15 protein-coding genes are annotated in these 18,544 nt (G+C 61.5%); 1 reads left to right on the plus strand and 14 read right to left on the minus strand.

Annotated features, from left to right (window positions below):
- Positions 1 to 2: 2 nt before the first annotated feature.
- From AMS65_RS02740 to AMS65_RS18600, 14 genes are all read right to left on the minus strand, one after another.
- On the minus strand, positions 3 to 671 hold the full coding sequence (locus AMS65_RS02740; RefSeq protein WP_053382641.1) for a hypothetical protein: 669 nt from the start codon (positions 669 to 671) through the stop codon (positions 3 to 5).
- A gap of 66 nt (positions 672 to 737) precedes the next feature.
- Entirely contained in the window at positions 738 to 1,871 is a 1,134-nt protein-coding gene (locus AMS65_RS02745; RefSeq protein WP_053382642.1) for a ParB N-terminal domain-containing protein, read from the minus strand.
- 1 nt (position 1,872) lies between these two features.
- Positions 1,873 to 2,742: a hypothetical protein gene (locus tag AMS65_RS02750; RefSeq protein ID WP_083451466.1), complete on the minus strand. Its 870-nt coding sequence runs from the start codon at positions 2,740 to 2,742 to the stop codon at positions 1,873 to 1,875.
- 93 nt (positions 2,743 to 2,835) lie between these two features.
- Positions 2,836 to 3,300: a hypothetical protein gene (locus AMS65_RS02755; protein WP_053382643.1), complete on the minus strand. Its 465-nt coding sequence runs from the start codon at positions 3,298 to 3,300 to the stop codon at positions 2,836 to 2,838.
- Positions 3,297 to 4,070: a DUF2637 domain-containing protein gene (locus AMS65_RS02760; protein ID WP_053382644.1), complete on the minus strand. Its 774-nt coding sequence runs from the start codon at positions 4,068 to 4,070 to the stop codon at positions 3,297 to 3,299. Before AMS65_RS02760 ends, AMS65_RS02755 begins: the two co-directional genes overlap by 4 nt.
- Entirely contained in the window at positions 4,067 to 4,969 is a 903-nt protein-coding gene (locus tag AMS65_RS02765; RefSeq protein ID WP_053382645.1) for a bifunctional DNA primase/polymerase, read from the minus strand. The genes AMS65_RS02760 and AMS65_RS02765 overlap by 4 nt, the downstream gene beginning before the upstream one ends.
- Positions 4,969 to 6,063, minus strand: coding sequence for an ArdC family protein (locus AMS65_RS02770; RefSeq protein WP_053382646.1), 1,095 nt, complete (start codon positions 6,061 to 6,063; stop codon positions 4,969 to 4,971). The genes AMS65_RS02765 and AMS65_RS02770 overlap by 1 nt, the downstream gene beginning before the upstream one ends.
- Before the next feature lie 231 nt (positions 6,064 to 6,294).
- A complete protein-coding gene (locus AMS65_RS18585) occupies positions 6,295 to 6,969 on the minus strand; it encodes a helix-turn-helix transcriptional regulator (RefSeq protein ID WP_306455218.1) in 675 nt (224 codons plus the stop codon).
- Positions 6,970 to 7,876: 907 nt separating this feature from the next.
- Complete coding sequence (locus AMS65_RS18590; RefSeq protein WP_157502029.1) at positions 7,877 to 9,061, minus strand: NAD(P)/FAD-dependent oxidoreductase; 1,185 nt, start codon at positions 9,059 to 9,061, stop codon at positions 7,877 to 7,879.
- Between the two features lie 60 nt (positions 9,062 to 9,121).
- The gene (locus AMS65_RS02775; protein ID WP_075200803.1) at positions 9,122 to 10,279 is read right to left on the minus strand and encodes an ABC transporter substrate-binding protein; all 1,158 of its coding nucleotides are present in this window, start codon (positions 10,277 to 10,279) and stop codon (positions 9,122 to 9,124) included.
- A gap of 53 nt (positions 10,280 to 10,332) precedes the next feature.
- Positions 10,333 to 12,090, minus strand: coding sequence for an ABC transporter permease (locus AMS65_RS02780; protein WP_083451435.1), 1,758 nt, complete (start codon positions 12,088 to 12,090; stop codon positions 10,333 to 10,335).
- Positions 12,087 to 13,292, minus strand: a complete 1,206-nt coding sequence (locus AMS65_RS02785) for an ABC transporter ATP-binding protein (RefSeq protein ID WP_075200804.1) — start codon at positions 13,290 to 13,292, stop codon at positions 12,087 to 12,089. The genes AMS65_RS02780 and AMS65_RS02785 overlap by 4 nt, the downstream gene beginning before the upstream one ends.
- A gap of 29 nt (positions 13,293 to 13,321) precedes the next feature.
- Positions 13,322 to 15,421, minus strand: a complete 2,100-nt coding sequence (locus tag AMS65_RS18595; RefSeq protein ID WP_075200805.1) for a hydantoinase/oxoprolinase family protein — start codon at positions 15,419 to 15,421, stop codon at positions 13,322 to 13,324.
- The gene (locus tag AMS65_RS18600; RefSeq protein WP_083451437.1) at positions 15,418 to 17,052 is read right to left on the minus strand and encodes a hydantoinase B/oxoprolinase family protein; all 1,635 of its coding nucleotides are present in this window, start codon (positions 17,050 to 17,052) and stop codon (positions 15,418 to 15,420) included. The genes AMS65_RS18595 and AMS65_RS18600 overlap by 4 nt, the downstream gene beginning before the upstream one ends.
- 315 nt (positions 17,053 to 17,367) lie before the next feature.
- Between AMS65_RS18600 and AMS65_RS18605 the strand changes: the two genes are divergently transcribed.
- On the plus strand, positions 17,368 to 18,375 hold the full coding sequence (locus AMS65_RS18605) for a LacI family DNA-binding transcriptional regulator (protein ID WP_075200806.1): 1,008 nt from the start codon (positions 17,368 to 17,370) through the stop codon (positions 18,373 to 18,375).
- Positions 18,376 to 18,544: the final 169 nt, after the last annotated feature.

The following is an 18,544-nucleotide window of genomic DNA, read 5'->3' on the forward strand; positions in this document are numbered from 1 at the left end:
GGCTACGGCATGGGGGTATCGATGGTCGAGAGCCGCAGCAGCCGGCAGGAATCACCGGTCGTGCAGGCGGCGAAGATCGTGAACGACACCGGGCGCGCATCCGAGACGTCCTGCCCTTCCCAGGAGCCTGCGCGGTGCCGGGTGCCGGTGATCGTGTAGGCGACCGCGCCCGGCGGAAGCGTGCCCGGCCGGGCCTCGTCGGTGACGCGCGCCCAGGTGTCGGGCACGGTGGCGGTGTCGAGGTCGAGCCACTGCCTCGTCGAGTAGCCCTGCAAGGCGCGCCAGGCGGCGTCGTCTGGGTAGTAGCTGCGGAGGTCTGCAGCGAGACCCGGCGCTTCGGCCGGGTCGGCGATGTCGATGAGGGGCTGCATGTACTCGGATGTGCCGTGGCCGAGCCGGGTATCCCACGCGAACAGTCGCACCGCGATCGTGCGCGCGAACCGCTCCCCGTCCGATGCTGCAGTCAGCTGGCTCGGGGCGAGATCACGCTCCGGCTCGGGTGACGGCGTCTCGGAGGCTGAGGAGTCAGTGCTGGGGTTCGTGTCTGTGGCGGGCCCGTGGAGGAGGCCGTAGATGCCGATGCCGACGAGCACTATGAGTACGAGGCCGCCGGTGATGAGGGCGATCTGGAAGCGGCTGGACTGCTGGCCCGGTGCCGTGGGCGTGCGCATGGGTTCCTCCCGAAGCCGAAGTGAGATTGTCACTCGGGAGGTGCGCAAGCTGCACCCGGGGTAGGGTCAGCCCGCCCGCGACCGGACTTCCACAGCAGAGTCGGGAACCACTGGTCTGGCGGTTTCGCGGGCGGTGCGGATCGTGGCAAAGAATGAGACGGTCTCTGCGATCACTGTCTCGGCGCGCTCCCACTCCGTGACGGTGAGGGCCGCGGCAATCTCGGTGGGGTCGTATTTCTTCGTCCAGCCATCCATGTCCGTCCAGAGCGCGACGAAGGCACGCGGCGGCAGAATGACCAGCGTCAGCGCCGGTCTGCCGGGCGCCTTCGCCGACCGCTTCTTGCCCTTGCCCTTGTCCCGACCTTCGGCGGTGACTCGGGCGATCGCGTCGGCAGCGAGGGCGGCGAGTTCCGCGGTGCGAGTCTCGGCGTTCGCGGCGGCCCGCACCTGAGTCGCAGAAGCGGCAGCCTGCGCCCGCACGGACTCAGGCTGTGCGGTGTCGGCGGCGATGCGGTTGAGTTCGTCGAGCGAGAGCGCCGCGTTCATGCGTAGATGCGCACCATGCACTTTCCCGCCAGTCTCGATTCGCGCGATCTCCTCCGCAGCCTGGGAACGGATATGCGCGGGCTGACGATCGTCGTGTGCCAGATCCTTCAGCCGACCGAGTTGTTCGAGCATGTTCTGAGATTTCTTGCCGGTGACCATCAGCGCGGCCTGCTCGCGTGTGCGTCCTTCACCGTTGCCCGGTGGAGTCGAATCGACTCCACCGGAGACTTCCGCAGCATCTTGCGGTGCTCCCGCCTCTGCACCGAAGCGGGTGGCTGCCTGCCGGTGCGTTGCTTCCTCGGCGAGCACGACTTTGAGTTCCCGGTACAGGGACTCGGCCTCGATCAGGGAGAGGGGCTTGTGTAGGGCGTTGTCGTTCTGCTCTGCGAGAAGCTGGCTGAGCCGGTTCGAGAGGTTCGAGCGCACCCACACGTTCGTGGAGCGGTGCCCGAGGAGGCGGAGTGCCTCGAGCCTGCGACGCCCGCAGACCAGCGCCCCATCTGGGGTGACCGTGATCGGCTGCAAGAGGCCCTCGCTGCGGATGGACTCGGCCAGCGCGGCAATGTCGCCGAGGTCAGTGCGATGCCGCTTGCCGACGACGATGGATTCGAGGGATCGTTCCAGCTCGATATGCCCGGGGCTACTCGCAGTCACGTCATCCACCTCCGTCAGGTGAGGAACGCACGATCTCGGCGAGCACCGTGTCGTCGGCGAGGAGTGCGCGGAGCGGTTCGCCGGAGACGAGCCGGTACAGCACGCCGCGGGCTGCCCGGGTGTGGGATTGGTTGGGGTCCTGCGTGCCGAGCACGATGCGCAGCATCGCCAGCCACGAGGAGGCGGGCAGGTCGAGCAGTGCGCGGGCGTGGTAGTCGCGGCGCAGTGACTCAAACGCCTGCGCCCGAGAGGTGGACTCGGCCAGCCTCGTCACGATGTAGTCGATCCCCGCACGCGCCGTCTCCGTCGGCCAGCCGAGCAGATGGAACAACACCACGGTGTCCTCCACGGCTTGCACCACGAGCCTCGAGGTCTCCGGTTCGTCGGGGTCGTTCTCTCCGAAGTCGGGGGCGTGCACGCGGAGGTTCGGGTGGTAGTCGGTGAGCGGGTTCTCCCGGTCCGAGAACCGTTCGGCGTCGTGGTGTGCGGAGAACTTCGGCCTTCGTGCCTGGTGCACTGAGCACAGTAGGCCGTTCGCGCGCTCCTCGGCGATGCAGGTGACCTTGACGGCGCGGGTGATGACCGCCCAGGGGTCGTCGGCCCGGCGGACGGCGCCGGTGCGCATCGCGTCGAATGCGGCCGCGGCGGCCTCCCAGGGGTCGAGGCCGTGCCGGCGCGCGAGGGCGGCGTACTTGTCGGCGGCGTGTCGCATGAGCGCGGCGACCTCGGGATCGTGCCTCCACGCCCACTGGCCTCCCTCGTGCAGGCGGATGAGCAGGGCGCGCAGCCCCTCGGAATGCTCGAACCCCCGCCGCACGCGCTGTGTTTCGGGCTGCGCGGCAGGGGTTCTCGTGCTGCGGGTTCTCTTCATGGTCGTGGCACCTCCTACGGGGCAGGTGCACCCGGCCTGCATGGGACCGGGCAGGTCCTGCGCGAAGACGCGGCTGGTCGCGTTCATGGCGGATCACCTCAGCCCCATCCCCGAACGCTCCTGCGCCGAAGCGCGGCGAGCACGGCGGCCCGAGAACGACAGATCGGGCAGACGCTCGGCCCGTGCGCTGTGGCGTTCAGCGCGGTCCTGCTTCCGCTCGGCACGCGCGTCGCGAATCCGCTGCCCGAGCTCGGCTCGAAGATCGAGACCCCAGCCTGTCGCCCGCGCTCCGCCCTGCATCGCCAGCTCGGTCGGCCGTACCCACCGCACTTGCGTGCGCCGTTTCTCCTCCGGCTCTGGGGTGTCGGTCTCTGGCTCCGGAGCGTTCAGTGTGGGGTCGCGGTGTACGGCGAGCATTGACCGCTCCGCCTCCGCGACCTCTGCCGCCACCGGGTCTGCCGGACGGGCGGCTTCGGTCTGCATGGCCGCCGCGAGCGCGGGGTGCAGGCGCGACCGCGCCGCCTCTGGCCCGCCAGCGGGCTCGTGTTCGGGGTTCATGAGGGTTCCTCCTCGTTCTCAATGGGTGTCGCATCAGCGTGAGGCGACATCGATTCCGGTTCAGGGCTGCCGCCCGTCGTTTCGTCTGGCTGGTCGCTGTCGTGGGCGAACCATCTGCCGACGGTCGAGGGGTGGACTTCGAGATAGCGGGCGATCTTCTTGTTCGACCAGCCGCCCGCCCGCAGCGCCCCGGCGACCTCGCGGCCGGTCCAGCCATCCGGCACAGGTCCTCTCGCTTCGCTCGGATCCTGTGCCGGAAGCACGAGCGGCGCGGGCTCCTGCGGCGTGACGATCGCGGGTGCCCCGAGCATCGGTGCCTCGGTGGCGGCGTCGGCCGATGTGGCTTCGTCGGTGGCGGGCTGGTGCGGGGTGAGGATCACGGTGAGGTGCGTGATCGCGAGCAGCACGAGCGGCGGCACGGCGGCGACCGAGGCGGCGAGCACTGCGGGCACGTCGGCGTCGGCGGCAACGATAGCGTGGATCGAGTTCGCCGCCACCGACAGGCCCGCCCCGAGGATCAGCAGCAGCCACGGATACCATGCGACCCGGGTACCTGCGAGCGCGACCACGGCGATGGTCGCGACGACGATGATGCCGTCCACGATCAGCGGCCACGCCCACGCCTGCCCGGCATCAATCCCGGACCGGCGGGCGAGATCCGCGAGGGAGGTGAAGCTGAGCCAGAACGCTCCCGCCGCGATGAGCACTGTTCCCGCGACCGCGGTCATCACCGCCAGACGGCCACCCCGCCGAGTGTTCGAGCCGTTCATGCGAGCACCCGCCCTCGATCCACCGGCCTCCGCTGAGCGGCCGGCTGCGCTTGCGCAGGCGACGGCGAGGAAGACATGACGGGGCCGCGGTATGCGGAGCGGATCGTTCGTGCGATTTCCGGAGGGGCGAGCCCGATCTGCTCAGCGACCGGGCCGAGCGCCGAGAACGCCTCCGCAAGGGTGGCACCGTTCTCGGCCAGACGGCAGGAAGCCCAGTAGAGGCCCTGGTTCCGTTCGCTCTGCTCCCGCCCGCCAAGCCATGCTGCAATGCGCTGGGTGTGCTCTTCGAGGGTGCCCCGGAATGGCTGCCCCTGCCACGCCGGCCGCACCGGGCGAGGAGCGAGGAACTCCCGCAACGTGGCCGCATCTACCGGCTGCACTTCGCCGGTGGCGAGATCGAGGAGCTGATACGCGGCCACCTGCCCATCGATGAGGGTGCGCGAGGGCGGGGCAACGATGTAGCCGGCGGTGCCCCGGAAATCGAGCTGCGCGTTCCCCGACGCCCACGAGCGCTGCTCGATGTCCGCCGCCGGATAATAGGCGTGCAGCCCACCTGACGGAGTGACCACGTGCGCCGCCCACCCGCCAAGGAAGCCGGCCTGCGTGGCCCGCTGCCAGGAGACGGGCCCGCGCGGTTCGTCGCCCTTCACGTCGACATCGACGACTTCGATCCCGGAGGCGGGGCCGGTCGGGATGCCGATGTTCGCCTCCGGCCAGCGCTGCCACCACGCACTCACCTGAACGGGGTCAGTGGTCGCGTCTTTGAAGCCGTGCGCCACGAGCGGCCGCTTCTCACCGGGCACGCACGGGAACACCGGCACCCCGAGACTCGCATAGTGCTGCGCGGCATCCGCCAGCGACAGTGCGGCGGCTGGGGCGAGGAGCTGTTCGGCATCCATCACAGCCCCCGAACCGAGGCCAAGGGCCGCGCCGGCTGCGCCGGTTTCCGTGCAGCGGGGCGTGCCGGGGGTTTCCGTTCGGCCTGCTTCGTAGTCGTGCGTTCGGGGCCGTCTCGGGTGAGACCGGGCGGGGTGCCGTCGCTGATCTGCACGGTGTCGAGCTGGTCCAGGATCTCGAGCGCGACCTTCCGCACGCGCTCGGCCGTAGCCTGCACGATCTGAATCGGGTTCTTCCCGTCGGCGGCCATCGCCCACCCCGAAACATACGGGATCGTGTAAGCGCTCGTATCCATGCCGTGAGCGGCACCGACCATCAGCGCGACCGACTCGGCCTCCACCTCGCCGATCCCGCGATGCTGCCGCTCCTCCACTTGGTCAGGGCCGTGCATCTTCACATGCGCCAGCTCGTGCACGAGCGTCTTCACCTGGGCGGCATCATCCATGTTCGTGCGCACCGCGACCTGACGATCATCGAACTTCGTAATGCCATTCGCGCCATGGATCATACCCTCGTGCGGCACCGGCATGAACGTGAACCCAGCCTCCTCGACCTGCCGGATCAGGCCCTCGCGCAGGCCGGCCGGCGCCTCTCCTGCGAGGAGCTGCGGTGACGGCGGGAGAGGCACGTCGGGGCCGGTGGTCTGGGAGATGTCGAAGACGTAGGCGACCTTCGCGCCGACCATCTCCGACTTCACCTTCTCGCCCGGCTGCGGTGCCTCGCGGGGAGCGAGCCTGCGCCACGACATCGGATTCGCCGGGGTCTTCGACGCGAACTTCCCGATCACCGGGGCGAGGATCGCGTACCCCTTCTGGCCCTTCTCGACGCGACGATCGAGCTGCTCCCACTGCCGGAACCCCGCCACATACGTCGGCATAGGATCGGGCACCCGGCCGGCCTCCCACGCGACCTGATGCTGCGCGAAGATCAACCACGAGTTGTTCACCGAACGCGACCGGAACTTCGCAGCGAACGACAGCGCCCGCTTCCAGTCCTCGCCCGTGACCAGCTTCTCGACCTGCTCGATGAGCTGCTCGCGCACCTCATCGAGCTTCGCATGCCGCGCCACACTTGCTTTTTCGGGGGATGCCATCATCGTCCTTCCTTCCTTCCGCAGGTGCCCGCCCACGGCAGGTAACTTCTGCGACCAGCAGGTGCGCTAAGGGATACACAAAGAGCGCGATCGAAAAGGACGACTGACAAAAGAGCAAGCGACCGTGAGATGCACAACTGAACCCAACTTGGTCAGTTCACAAGTACCTCAGAAACAGGAAGTATGGTGATCCGAGCTCGATATCATGGTCGATTCACCCGGACACACGCGCGTTCAGTCGGGATACCTCGAGAGTGTAGTGCTGCGGGTGATCCGTCGGAACTCGCGCGGAGAGACCCCGACAGCACGACGAAACTGGCGCGCTGCAAAATCAGCATCTCCCCACCCCACAGACGCCGCTATGGCGGAGATCGGCAAGTCGGTACCTTTTAGTAGGCGAGCCATCTGTTCTGCACGAAGCATCGTTAAATACGCTATGGGTGCCTTCCCATACGCATCTGAGAACACGCGCCGGAGCTGCGACGGTGACAGATGCACGACACTGGCCAATTCCGGTACCGACCATCGGCGATGCAGCTCACTGGCGAGGATTTCGGCAATTTTCCGGGCTTCGCTGCGTAGCGGTTGAAAGTCACGATGGCGGGGCGCAGACGGCACAACCGTATGCCTTTGTGTTGAAGTGACCCGTTGACCAGTAACGACTATGTGCGGGACCACGACGTCGAGGATTGAGGAGAGCAGCGACTGCGCACGGTAGAAGCATGCAGGCTGCAAGCCCTCTTCGCTCAATTTCGCGAGATCGTCCAGCCAAGGTGCTAGCAATCTTGCTCGGTCTATGCCAATCCGGACGACTTGCGCCGGCTCTGCGTAGTTGATATCGAGATACTCAGTGGCATCGCGACGGTCGTTGAACTGCGCAGAGTGCTGCCAAAAAACCAGATCAACCATGTAGTCAGGGTCAAGGTACAGGGTCGTTGTCGTAACCCATTTCTCGGGTCTAGCCCCGCAAAGGGTATTGGGTGCTAGTACGGCCACATCACCGACGCCGATGTGGTGGGTACCACACTCGCCGAAGAGCAACGCATTCCCGGCTCGGACGATGACCAACTTTACGCAGTCAAAAGCGACTGGATCAACGTTCGCGTGACTTGTGAGGGTGCGAGCGAGAATCGGCGTAAACAGCCCGTTTGTGGTTGTTGGGGGCGCGGGCATTCGAATTCACCGCAGTCTGAAAAAGGAAGCTCCAAGACGTATGGTTTGGCGTTCCTTGTGTTTCATGGACTGAACAACCGAGCAAAGGCGTTCAGACGCCGAACTCTGACCATGTGATGAAGATGACCAGGGGCAGAGGCCTCTTCACTGCGGTGCGCTTCGCGTATCAGGCGCTTATAGAAATCGACGGCATATCCTTCGTATTTTTGACAGTTTCCCAGTTGGCGATGGCGACTACGAGGCTCGTAGACGTGCTGCCAACCATCATCAATAGGATGTATCTGTAAAATCAGATCGCCTACTGTCGCTCTTCTTCGACTTCTAAGAAGTGCAGCGCGGCAGTTGGTTGCTTCTCGATCTGGCTCATCAGTGCACGCGTAATAGACCGAGACCTGAAAAAGAGACATGCCACGTCCCGTCCTCGAGCAGAATGCTGTAGATGAGATGCCAGTACCGGGTGGCCGTATTCTGATAAACGGCCACCCGGAGAGGTGCGGAGGAATCTGTCAGACGATCTCGTAGTACTTTGACCGCTTGCCGTGTCTCCTGCTACAAAACGGATAGGTCCGTTTACGTCAACCGTGACCCAGAAACAGGGTAAGTCAGACTCTCGACAGAGTGTGAGCACATCTCATCCATAATCCTACTTCGAGGTCTCTCCCTCGAGCGCATATGGATCGAAGTATCCAACCCCCAGTTTGGCGGCATCGATAACTCGCTGAGGACGGAAATCCTCGAGTAGAGATGACGGTGTGCCTGTCGTGATCTCTTCAGCGGCAAGTCGCGAAACAATTGCTGCGAGTGTCACTCCGCTATGCATCGTAGTCACATAGAGGCCATCGAGACCGTCCCAGTGACCCACAACGGGGAGGCCGTCAAAGAGATACGGGCGTGCCGCGATCTTGATGCGCTCCGCAGTCACCAGTCGTGGATCAAAATCGTCTAGGTGCTCTCCGACGAGCAGCATCAGCTCTTTGATCGCTGATTCGGGTAGCTCACTGCGTGACAGATCGATTTGTTGGTCGGTACGTTTTGAACGGACTAGAAGTCGGCCGTCGCTGTCCGGGCGGGCGCTGAGCTTGGGAAGATGCAGCACTGTCGAGAGCGCAGAAGCACCCGGTGAGGTGGTAAGAGACACACCAGGACTACCCGCGGTTCGAACGTCAACACCATGATGGCTAAGTAGCGATTCAAGCCCAGCACCAGCCGCTGCGATGACGATGTCCGCCTCAATCCGCTCACCGTCTTCCAACACGATGCCGCAGACTTGACTACCCTTTACGGCCAACCCTGTGACTCTGCGACCGAAGTTAGCACGCGCTCCGAGCGAGCGACTTGCCGCAAGGAGATCACTAATGAGCAGATGCGTCGAGATGAAGCCTTCGAAGGGAAAGAAAGCCGCATAGGTATACTCGTCCTTCAGACGGATGCATGGATCGAGCCGGTCCAATCGCGAAGTTGGATACGGTATAGCAGCATACCCATAGGAGTTGAGACGCTCCACACGATCTTTGAGCATCTCCGCACCGGTTGTCGAATCGGAAATATGGAGATTTCCCACGGGCCTCAGCCATGCGGAGGTACCGAGTTCTCGTGCAAGCAGACTCCACTCCATAATCGACATTGTGCTGAGATCGTGGTACGGCCGGAGCTTCTTGTTGTTCGAGTTGGTCCAGGCAAGGCTGGCGGCACTTGCGGCTTCGCCAGGGATGTTGCCATCGATGATCGTGGTGTCGACACCACGTTGAGCGAGCTGAAACGCAACGGTCGAGCCGAGTATCCCGGCCCCAATCACGATAGCCTTCATTGTTCCTTCTTCCTGCTTCAAGATCTGGACATTGTCTTCTGTTGTCGCCAATATGGAGATCCAGAAGCCGCTTACGAATGCTTAGCCAGTAATTCCAAAGGCAGCGTTCCAGCGTCGCACAACGTCCGCCCCGTTGTTCTGGGCGTCCTCCGGGGTGTAGGGGTGGAACACTTCATCACTTGCCAGGGGTAGCTGAATGTCCCCGGTCGGAACGGGTTCGAAGTCAGTCCGGGCGCTCACGAAGCCTTGAGCCTGCGCAAAGCGCTGCCCGCTTGAGGACATCATCCAGTTCATGAAGAGCTGGGCTGCGGGATTGTCTGCGCCAGCGGAAGTCAGGCCCTGCATGTTGTACGCGCCGGAAACTCCATCAGAGGGAATCACGATGGAGATCGGGGCACCTGCTTGAGCTGTTGCAAAGGCAGTGTTCACGACGGCCGGAGCAACTTCGACTTCACCACGCGCCAGTGCTTCCATCGCCACAGAGGTCACATCAAAGAGCCTCGGCTTCTGCGCAGCCAGGTCGGTCCAGTAGTCACTTCCCAGCACCTTCTCCTGGAACGCAGCTTGCCCCTGCGCTGCGCCGCCGGCTCCCGCACTAACGACACCGATCTTGCCAGTCCAGCGATCATCGAGCAGGTCCGCCCAACTGGTGGGGGCTTCGCCTGGCTCTACCGCTGCGTTGTTGTAAGCGATTGCTGAAACTGTGTTGAATGCGGTGTAGTAGGCCCCGTCTGACCACACGACATCCTCGGTGCCGGCAAGTTCGTCGAACGAGGGCATGTCAGTGTAGGGAACGAAGATTCCCTTTTCCGCCAGGCCTTCCGCGTACACCGGATCGCCGATAGTCACGACATCGTTACTCAGACGTCCTACCCCTGCCTCACTGAGCAGTCGCTCGTTGAGCTTCGTCGCTGCGAGTCGGCTCACTTCTACAGGCACACCTGTTTCTGCCGTGAACCGAGCCGCGGTCAGCTCAGCAGTATCGCTCCCCGACGAGGTTACCCAGTTGACCGATCCCTCTCGTGCGGCTTCAAGGAGGGCAGCATCAGCGACAGTTTCTCCGTCGATGACCAAGCCATCGGAGTCTTCGATCTTCGGCATCGCCAACACGCTCGACGTGGGGTCGTCCTGATCCTGAGAGGTTGGAGTATCTCCGCTCGCGCTCCCGCAAGCAGAGAGCGCGAGTACGGAGACGAGCGCGATAGTCGGCGTGAGGGTGAATCTTCTTGAGGTTTTCATGTGTGAGCTCCTTTGCTTTAACGTGGGTCTTTGTAGGTGATGAGGTGTGGATGTCACTCTTTGGCAAGGCGGCGTGGGATGTATGACAGCACGACCATGATCCCGATGTAGATCACGCTCATTGCCGCCGCTTCTCGGAGTGCGCCGCCGGTCTCAAACGCGTCGTAGATCGCGATGGAGAGAATCTCGGTGTTGCCCGTGTAGAGGAACATCGGGACCGTCAGTTCTCGCATGCTGAGCATGAGCAGCAGGAGGAAGGTAGAGAGCAGTCCCATCTTCATAAGGGGCACAGTCACTTTCGTGATTGCTCGGCTTCGGGAGGCTCCCAACATCACGGCTGAATCTTCGAGGTCTCTGTCAGTCGCGAGCATGGACGAAGCGATACCTCTGAACCCTTGGGGTGCTTGGACTGCAACGAACGCAATGATCAGAACCGCCACGGTCCCGTATAGAGGCACGGGCATGATCAGCCAGGTCCAGAGCAGACCCATACCAAGGACCACTGCAGGAATTGCAAGTGGCACCATAGTGATGCTTTCGATCAGGCCGCGGCCGGAGGCCTTTGACCGATAGACGAGATATCCGGACACGAAAGCGAGGATCACACCGATGATCGAAGCTAAGACGCTGACGATGAGGCTGTTCCATGAGGCGTCGAGGAATCGTGAGGACGTGAAGACATCGGCAAACGAACTGAAGTCCAATCCGCCGGGCTGCGCGAGCTGTGCGAGCGAGGTCAGGTAGGGCGAGCTTTGCCCGGCAACCACCACCAGCGCACCGACAGGGAGCACGATCGACAGAAGGAAGAATACGAGCACCCCAATGAACGCGGGGATCCTCGCAGCGCCGAGAGCCACCTTCTTGGGGCGAACGCCTTTGCCGGTGACCGTCGTATAAGAACGTTTCGAGACCATGCGTCGTTGGAACCATGTCACAAGAAGCACGACCCCGACAAGGACGACCGCGATAGCCGCGCTCTCGTTACCCCGTGATGGGCTTGTGTTCATCAATCTGAAGATCAACGTGGGCAGAGTGTTTACTCCGCCCGGAGTCCCAAGTGACTGTGCAACAGGGAAGTTCTCGAACACGAGAATGAACGTGAGCAGAGCTGCGCCAAGGATTGCGGGCAGTGCGAGCGGGAAGGAGATCAGTCGCTGCATGCGGCTCTGCGTCGCCCCATGCACTCGCGCGGCCTCTTCCAAGTCGGGACTCATCATGGACATCGCACCATGAACGAGCAGGAAGGTGTATGGCGAATAGTAGATCGCAAAGACAAAGACCATTCCCGGGATGGTGTACATGTCGAGAGGAATGGAAGTGCCGAGATCCCTCTGCGCGATGTTCAGAAGTCCCGCAGCTGGGCTACCGAGCGTAGACCACGCAAGTGCCCCCACGTACGAAGGTAGGAACATAGGCATCAGCCCTACGAGGTACACGAATCTGCGAAGGGGGATGTCTGAACGTGCAGCAAGAAATGCAAGTGCAGCGCCGATCGCGCACGCCAGCACCGTGGATGCAAAACCGATCAGTAGCGAGTTCCCGAACGCAACGAGGACCTCCGGTGTTGCAAGCACGGAGAAGTTCTCAAGCGTCAGATCCCAGGTGATATTTCCAGGACGAGGAACATCTGTACTGAACGCCGAGAGCAGCACCAGGCCAGCCGGGAGCACGATGAGAACTGCAAGCACCAAAAGAGTGACCGCGCTCAGCAACCAACGCCGTCGGATCTTTCCGAACGAGTTTCTGCGTGGCAACCCCGGTCGATGCTTCAGCTCAGGAGACTTCAGAGCGACGCTTCCTGCAGACGTCATTTCACTTCCCTCTTACCGATTCTTCTCCGCTTGGGCTTCGTTGAGAGCGCACCAATACTTTGAGTATCAAGCCCTTCAGTTTCGGTGCCGGGACCGACGAACTCGGCATCGGAAGGAACTGCGACTTCGTCGGGCAACACAAGTACGCGAGAAGGCTGCACCTCGACGAATACCCGATCATTCGGATGCAATTCGCTTGAGACTGCAGTGCGGGTCTCTACTTCAATGGTCGGGCCCCCATCGAGTTCGATAGACCATCGCGTGTGGGACCCCTGGAACAGCTTCACTGTTACGGTGCCTGGCCACGAATTCGCAACGTTGCGACTCGATTCACGCGAGATGCTGATGTCTTCGGGGCGGATGCAGACACTCATGTTGTGCTGCTGCGACGAGATGGCTTGTTCGAGTGCCACTTCGATCGCATAGTCAGCCAGCTCTGCGCGTCCAGCATTCGAGTGGCCCAGCTTGAAGACATTGGACATTCCCAAGAACAGCGCGATGGACGCTGAAGCTGGAGAACGATAGATCTCTGTCGGCGAGGAGAGCTGACTGATCCTGCCGTGCTGCATAATCGCAATCTGGTCGGCTAGTGCGAGCGCTTCTCCTTGATCGTGTGTCACGTAGACGGAAGTCAGGCCGAGCTCGAGCTGAATTCTGCGCAGCTCAGCACGAAGGTCCTCGCGAAGCCTCGCATCCAAGTTTGAGAGGGGCTCGTCGAGGAGCATGACGCTTGGCCCCATTGCGAGGCTTCGTGCGAGCGCTACCCGCTGCATCTGTCCGCCAGAGAGAAGGCTTGCCCCCTTCTCCGCAAGGTGGTCGAGACCCACCAGTTCGAGTGTTTCCAACGCCTTGCGACGGATGGCCGTCTTGTTCATGCGTTTCATTTGAAGCGGGAACGACACATTTTCAAGCACCGTCATGTGTGGCCAGATCGCATACGACTGGAACACCATGCCGACATTCCGCTTGTTGGGCGGCACATTCGTTCCGGCAAGAGAGTCGAAGACTGGCGAACCACCGATACTGATGGATCCCGTGCTTGGTTCTTCTAGGCCAGCGATGCATCTCATGGTGCTGGTCTTGCCACAACCTGATTGGCCCAACAGAACGAGGGATTCACCTTCGCCGATGTCTAGGCTGAGATTCTTGACCGCCTGAAAATCTCCATAGGAAAGCGATAGATCAGAGATTCTTACATCCATAGTTTCTTCCTCCCAAAAGGTCAGACCCTCTAGACCTGTACGGTATCCAGCTGAGGTTGATCATCATGCAGACTGGGTGCCATCATGTGGACGAGAGCGGACCCATCCGGCATCGGGGAGAAGGTCGCCCCCGGAGGAATCGCAATGGTGGTGTCTTCCTGAAGCACCAAGGCGGGGCCGGCAAGCTCCCTACCAACTGGCAATTGAGCACGCTGCACGACCGGAGTCGGGACGCTCTGTTCACGGTCCCACCACACGTCAACACTCCCCAGCTGCGGCGCGGAGTCGTTGACACCTGCCTTGAACTCGTCCTGCTTCGCGTCGTTCTCGCTCTTCCCCGGCAGGATGACGACTGCTTGCAGACGAAGGTTCACGAGCTCAATCGGCTCGTCTTCCGCGGCGTAGCCGTTCTGTGAGCGATGGGCCTGGATGAAGGCTTTACGCGTAACTTCGATATCGGCGGCGGTGAGGGACAAGCCAGGCATCTGAATGCTGAGCGCATGGTGCTGGCCCTTGTACCGCATATCGCCACGAAGGGAATAGACCGGACGGCCACCCTGTACAGCTTGATCCTTGACCCATGCCGTTCCTTCTTCGAGAAGGTCGGCAGCGATCCGGTTGAGCAGGTCCAGGCTTTCCTCTTGGAGTTCAATGATCTGGGAGGCGACAAACTCGGATTCCTGGTCGGAGACAAGGAGCCCCAGAGCACACATAGTCCCGGGGGTCGCGGGGATAATCACTTCAGAGATCCCCAGCTCACGGGCAACATCGACTGCATGCATCGGTCCAGCGCCACCAAAAGCCACGAGGCTGAAGTCTCGCGGGTCCAAACCACGTTCGAGGATGATCTTGCGCGCGGTCAGGGACATGTTGGTGTTCACCACATCAAGCACTGCTCGGGCCGCGTCAATCGGTTCCAGCCCCAGACGCTGCGCAACAGGGGTCATAGCAGCGAGCGCCGCGTCGTAGTCGATCTTCACGCTTGAGCCCAACTCAAGACTTGCTGGTATCAACCCTGCAAGCACGAGGGCGTCGGTGACAGTGGGCTCAGTGCCACCATGTCCGTACGCAGCGGGCCCGGGTCGTGCACCCGCAGACTTTGGTCCAACACGAAGCCGTCCGCCGGGGTCGACCCAAGCGATGCTTCCTCCACCGGCTCCGATCGTGCTGATGTCCAGGCTGTTGCCCAGTACTGGGATGCGTTCGACTTCGCGAAGCCTCAGCATGGTGGGTTGTCCGTTGTGGATGAGGCTGAGATCGGCGCTCGTGCCTCCCATGTCGAAGGTGAGGAGCTCTGAACGATTCAGCTTCTCGCCGATGTCGATCGTTCCGAGCACTCCGGCAGCAGGCCCGGAGAGCAACGTCATCGTCGGGTGCTCTCCCGCATCTGACAAGGTGGCAAGTCCGCCCGCAGAATGCATGAGCAAGGGGTGAACATGGATGGAAGCATCTTCAACGCGAGTGGAGAAACGCTCCAGATAGCGCGCCATGAGCGGGCCGAGCGCGGCATCCAGCACAGCGGTAGAGAACCGCTCATACTCACGGAATTCAGGTGCGACCGCAGCCGAAGTCCATACCGGTACATCTGGGAAGTCCTCACGAATCCAGGATGCTGCGAGTTTCTCGTGGGCATCGTTGATGTAAGAATGCAAGAAACCGACGCACAGGACTTCCGCACCAGATTCGAGAAGGCGTTGTGCCGTTTTCTGCACTTCTTGGCGCTGCGGTAGGATCAAGGACTCCCCAGAGGCGCTTGTGCGTTCGTTAATCTCAGCACGCATCTCGCTTGGAACAAGCACTCGTCTTGTGCGGAAGAGTAGGTCGTACAGCCCTTCTCTCGTCTGGCGTCCGACAGCGAGAACGTCCGCGAATCCTGCAGTTGTGAGCAGGCCGACGGTGGCAAAGTTTCCTTCGATCGCAGCGTTGGTAGCCACAGTCGTGCCGTGACTGACCGCGACAACGTCTTCGGGCTGAGCGCCAGACCTGCTGAGGATCACGTCGAGCGCTGATGATACGGCTTCATCGGGATTCGGGCGGGTCGAAGGCACTTTCGCGCTGTAGAAGCGTCCGTCGACTTCGGCCACGACATCTGTGAAGGTGCCGCCAATATCGATACCGATCCGAGTCAATTCTTTGCTCCTGCCGTGTTGTTTGAGTCTTGGGAGGCGGTTGCCTCGTCGTTCTGCTCGCCGTATCCGCCGCCGCCGGCGGTTTCGATCCTGATGATGGTGCCCTGTGGAAGCGCGGTGCCGTTGTCCTCGCGCCGGTAGATTCGTTCTTGGCTCGTCCCTGGGTCGATGGTGACTTGCAACGGCAGGCCTTCGCCGCCACCCTGCAATCCCCAAGGGCCGGTCTTCACCCGATCACCTTTAGTGCGGAGTCGAACACCAGGAACGAGCGTTTCAATTTCTCGGATGATCCCTTCGCCTCCTGCAAAGCGACCTGCGCCTCCTGATCCTGAGCGCAATCCGTAGCGTCGGATACGAAGTGGGTATGCGATCTCCATGACTTCGTTCGGCGTGTTGGCCGTGTTGGTCAGATGAGAGTGCACGCCGGACGGGCCGTCACCCGCAGGCGAGGCACCAAAGCCGCCGCCATAGCTCTCGACGTAGCTGAAGAACTCCCCCGAGTCGGGGTAGTGCCCATGGAGATGGATGCTAGGGATAGAACCGTGCGACGCTGCGGGGATCCGGTCCGGCAGTGCCGGAGCGAGCGCTCCGAGTATCGCCTCGGCAACTCGTTGACAGGTGTCCGAGCGCGACCAGACGGGTGCCGGGTCGATCGGGTTCAGAATCGATCCGCGCTCGGCATGAACGTTGATGACACGGTAGAAGCCAGAGTTTGCGGGGAGTTCGGGATCGAGGGCCGCCTTGATCGCGTAGTAGACCGTAGCGTCGAGGGCCGAGGGGACAACGTTGATCTGTCCCGGAACCTGTGCAGAGGAACCAGTGAAATCGACACTGATGGATTCACGAGTTACCTCGACAGCGACCTCAATGCGGATATCTTCCGTGCCTGCACCGTCATAGTCGAGGTGGTCAACGAAGGTGTACGTTCCCGGCTCGACATGTTCAAGAGCGGCACGGACTTGCTGTTCCGCTTTATCGAGCCAGAGCTCAGTGGCTTTCAGCACGTAGGAGGCTTCGTACTTGTCCACCAGTTCCGCGTAGCGTTGAACGCCGAGACTGACCGCCGCGAACTGTGCTCGAAGATCTCCTCGTCGGTCGCGTGGTGCTCTGCAGTTGTTCAGAATGAACCGCATAACCTGGTCATCCATTTTGCCCTGGGCAATGATCTTCACCGGAGGAATTCGGAGCCCCTCGGAGAAAATGTCGGGTGCTCCTCCGAGCGACCCTCCCATTTCGGCGTGATGCGCGACGCTCGCGGCGAACCCGGCTAGCTGGCCGTCCGCGAACAGTGGAGCAACGACTGAGACATCGGGGAGGTGAGTGCTGCCTCCAACATATGGATCGTTTGAGAGGAAGACATCACCGGGATGAATGTCGTCCCCGAACTGTTCGAGCAGGCGCGGAATGAAGCCGAACATAGATCCCATATGGAGTGGGATGTGTTCAGCCTGCGCAATAGTCCGACCCGAACTGTCAAGGAGAGAGGTCGAGCAATCGCGACGTTCCTTAATGTTCGGAGAGTAGGCGGCCCTAATCAAGGCAACTCCCATCTCCTCCGCAGTTGCGAGTAGGTGATTGCCGAGAATATCGACCGATACGGAGTCGATCGGCGAGTTATCAGCTGGAGACATTTACTTCCGCTTTCTTTCGATGGGCTACAAGGACTGAACTGACACTCATACGATTGGCATGAGACTGCAGGTCGTGAAGAAGAGCGCGTCGGACGAATTGAAACGCGAGGGGCGCGTATGCGGGACGGCTCGAGCCTTCATCGTTGATGGCAAATCCTTCCCGGAACAGCTTTGCTCCGTAATGTAACTAGTTACATCATGCCTTCAAAGCGCTCCTAGCGCAAGTACAAGTACAAGTTTGCTTCTGAGCCCGTGGTCGAGACATCTCGTCCTCGCCCATCCTCAAGAGCGGTAGAGCCGAGGTATTGTCATAGCGTGAGCAATTCCCAAAGAGCAACTATCGCCAAGGTGGCACAAGAGGCCGGGGTATCGACGGCGACGGTTTCCCGCGTGCTCAACGGGTCGCCTTCCGTGAGTGAGACGACCCGCCAACGGGTGCAAGATGTAGTCGACGACCTGAGATACCGACCCAGTGATCTCACACGAGCGGTGTTCGCAGGCCGCACGAACACGATAGGCGTTCTCTTCGCAGACATGAGGAGCCCTTACTATGTTGGCCTCATAGAAGGCATTTCGCAGGTCGCCAACAGTCAGGGATCTCTTGCCTACCTCGCTGCTGGCAATCGTGACGTTGATCAAGAACGCCAGATTCTGTCCTTGCTTGACTCGCACCGGGTGCGTGGACTCATCACCGCCGCACACGACAACGACGATGTCATCTTGCGAATGGCAGAATCGGGCACTGAGTGCGTGTACATCACAAGAGTGCCAAGTTTCGATCATCCACGGGTGCACAGTATCAGGCTTGATAATGCTGCCGCGGGAGCACTCGCCTGGTCGCATTTGGCGGACACCGGCCGCACTCGCGTGCTTGTCGTCAACCAGGCACCGTTGCGTCTCACAGCGAAGGAACGCACCGAGGGGTTCAGGGAAGCGATGAGACGATCGGGCGTGACCCATCGGGAGATGGAAACCTTTCAGCTGCAATCGCTTTCAGAACCGAGCCTCAAGCTGTCTGCAAGGATTCTAGAGAGTTACGAGAGGGGCAAGATCAACGCGATCTTTGCGACGACCGGCGTCGCAACGTTCCGTGCCTACGAGGCCCTTGCACGAACCGGGCTCCGCATTCCCGAAGATGTGGCGGTTTTGGGGGTCGATGACTTCCAGTGGGCCGAACATCTATCCACACCTCTCTCCGTGATCACTCAACCGACATTCGATATGGGTATGGCAGCAGCGAACCTTATCCTCGAGGAGCCAGGCACGAGCCAGAACCTACTGTTTCCGCCGGCGCTTATTCCGAGAAGGTCTACTCTCGGTTGAGCGCATGGCCTAGGCCTTCGAAACGCTCTGAAACCGTGAGGCGCTCAGAAAACCCAGTGCATCTGGAAGTAAGCGAACCGTTCTGGGGATGAAGCAATATGAGCTCGGAGTTTCGTTCGATTAGGAAGTAACTCGATGGAACTGTTGCACAATACTGATTCGCTATAGG

This window comes from Leucobacter celer subsp. astrifaciens (genome assembly GCF_001273835.1).
GTDB lineage: Bacteria > Actinomycetota > Actinomycetes > Actinomycetales > Microbacteriaceae > Leucobacter > Leucobacter celer.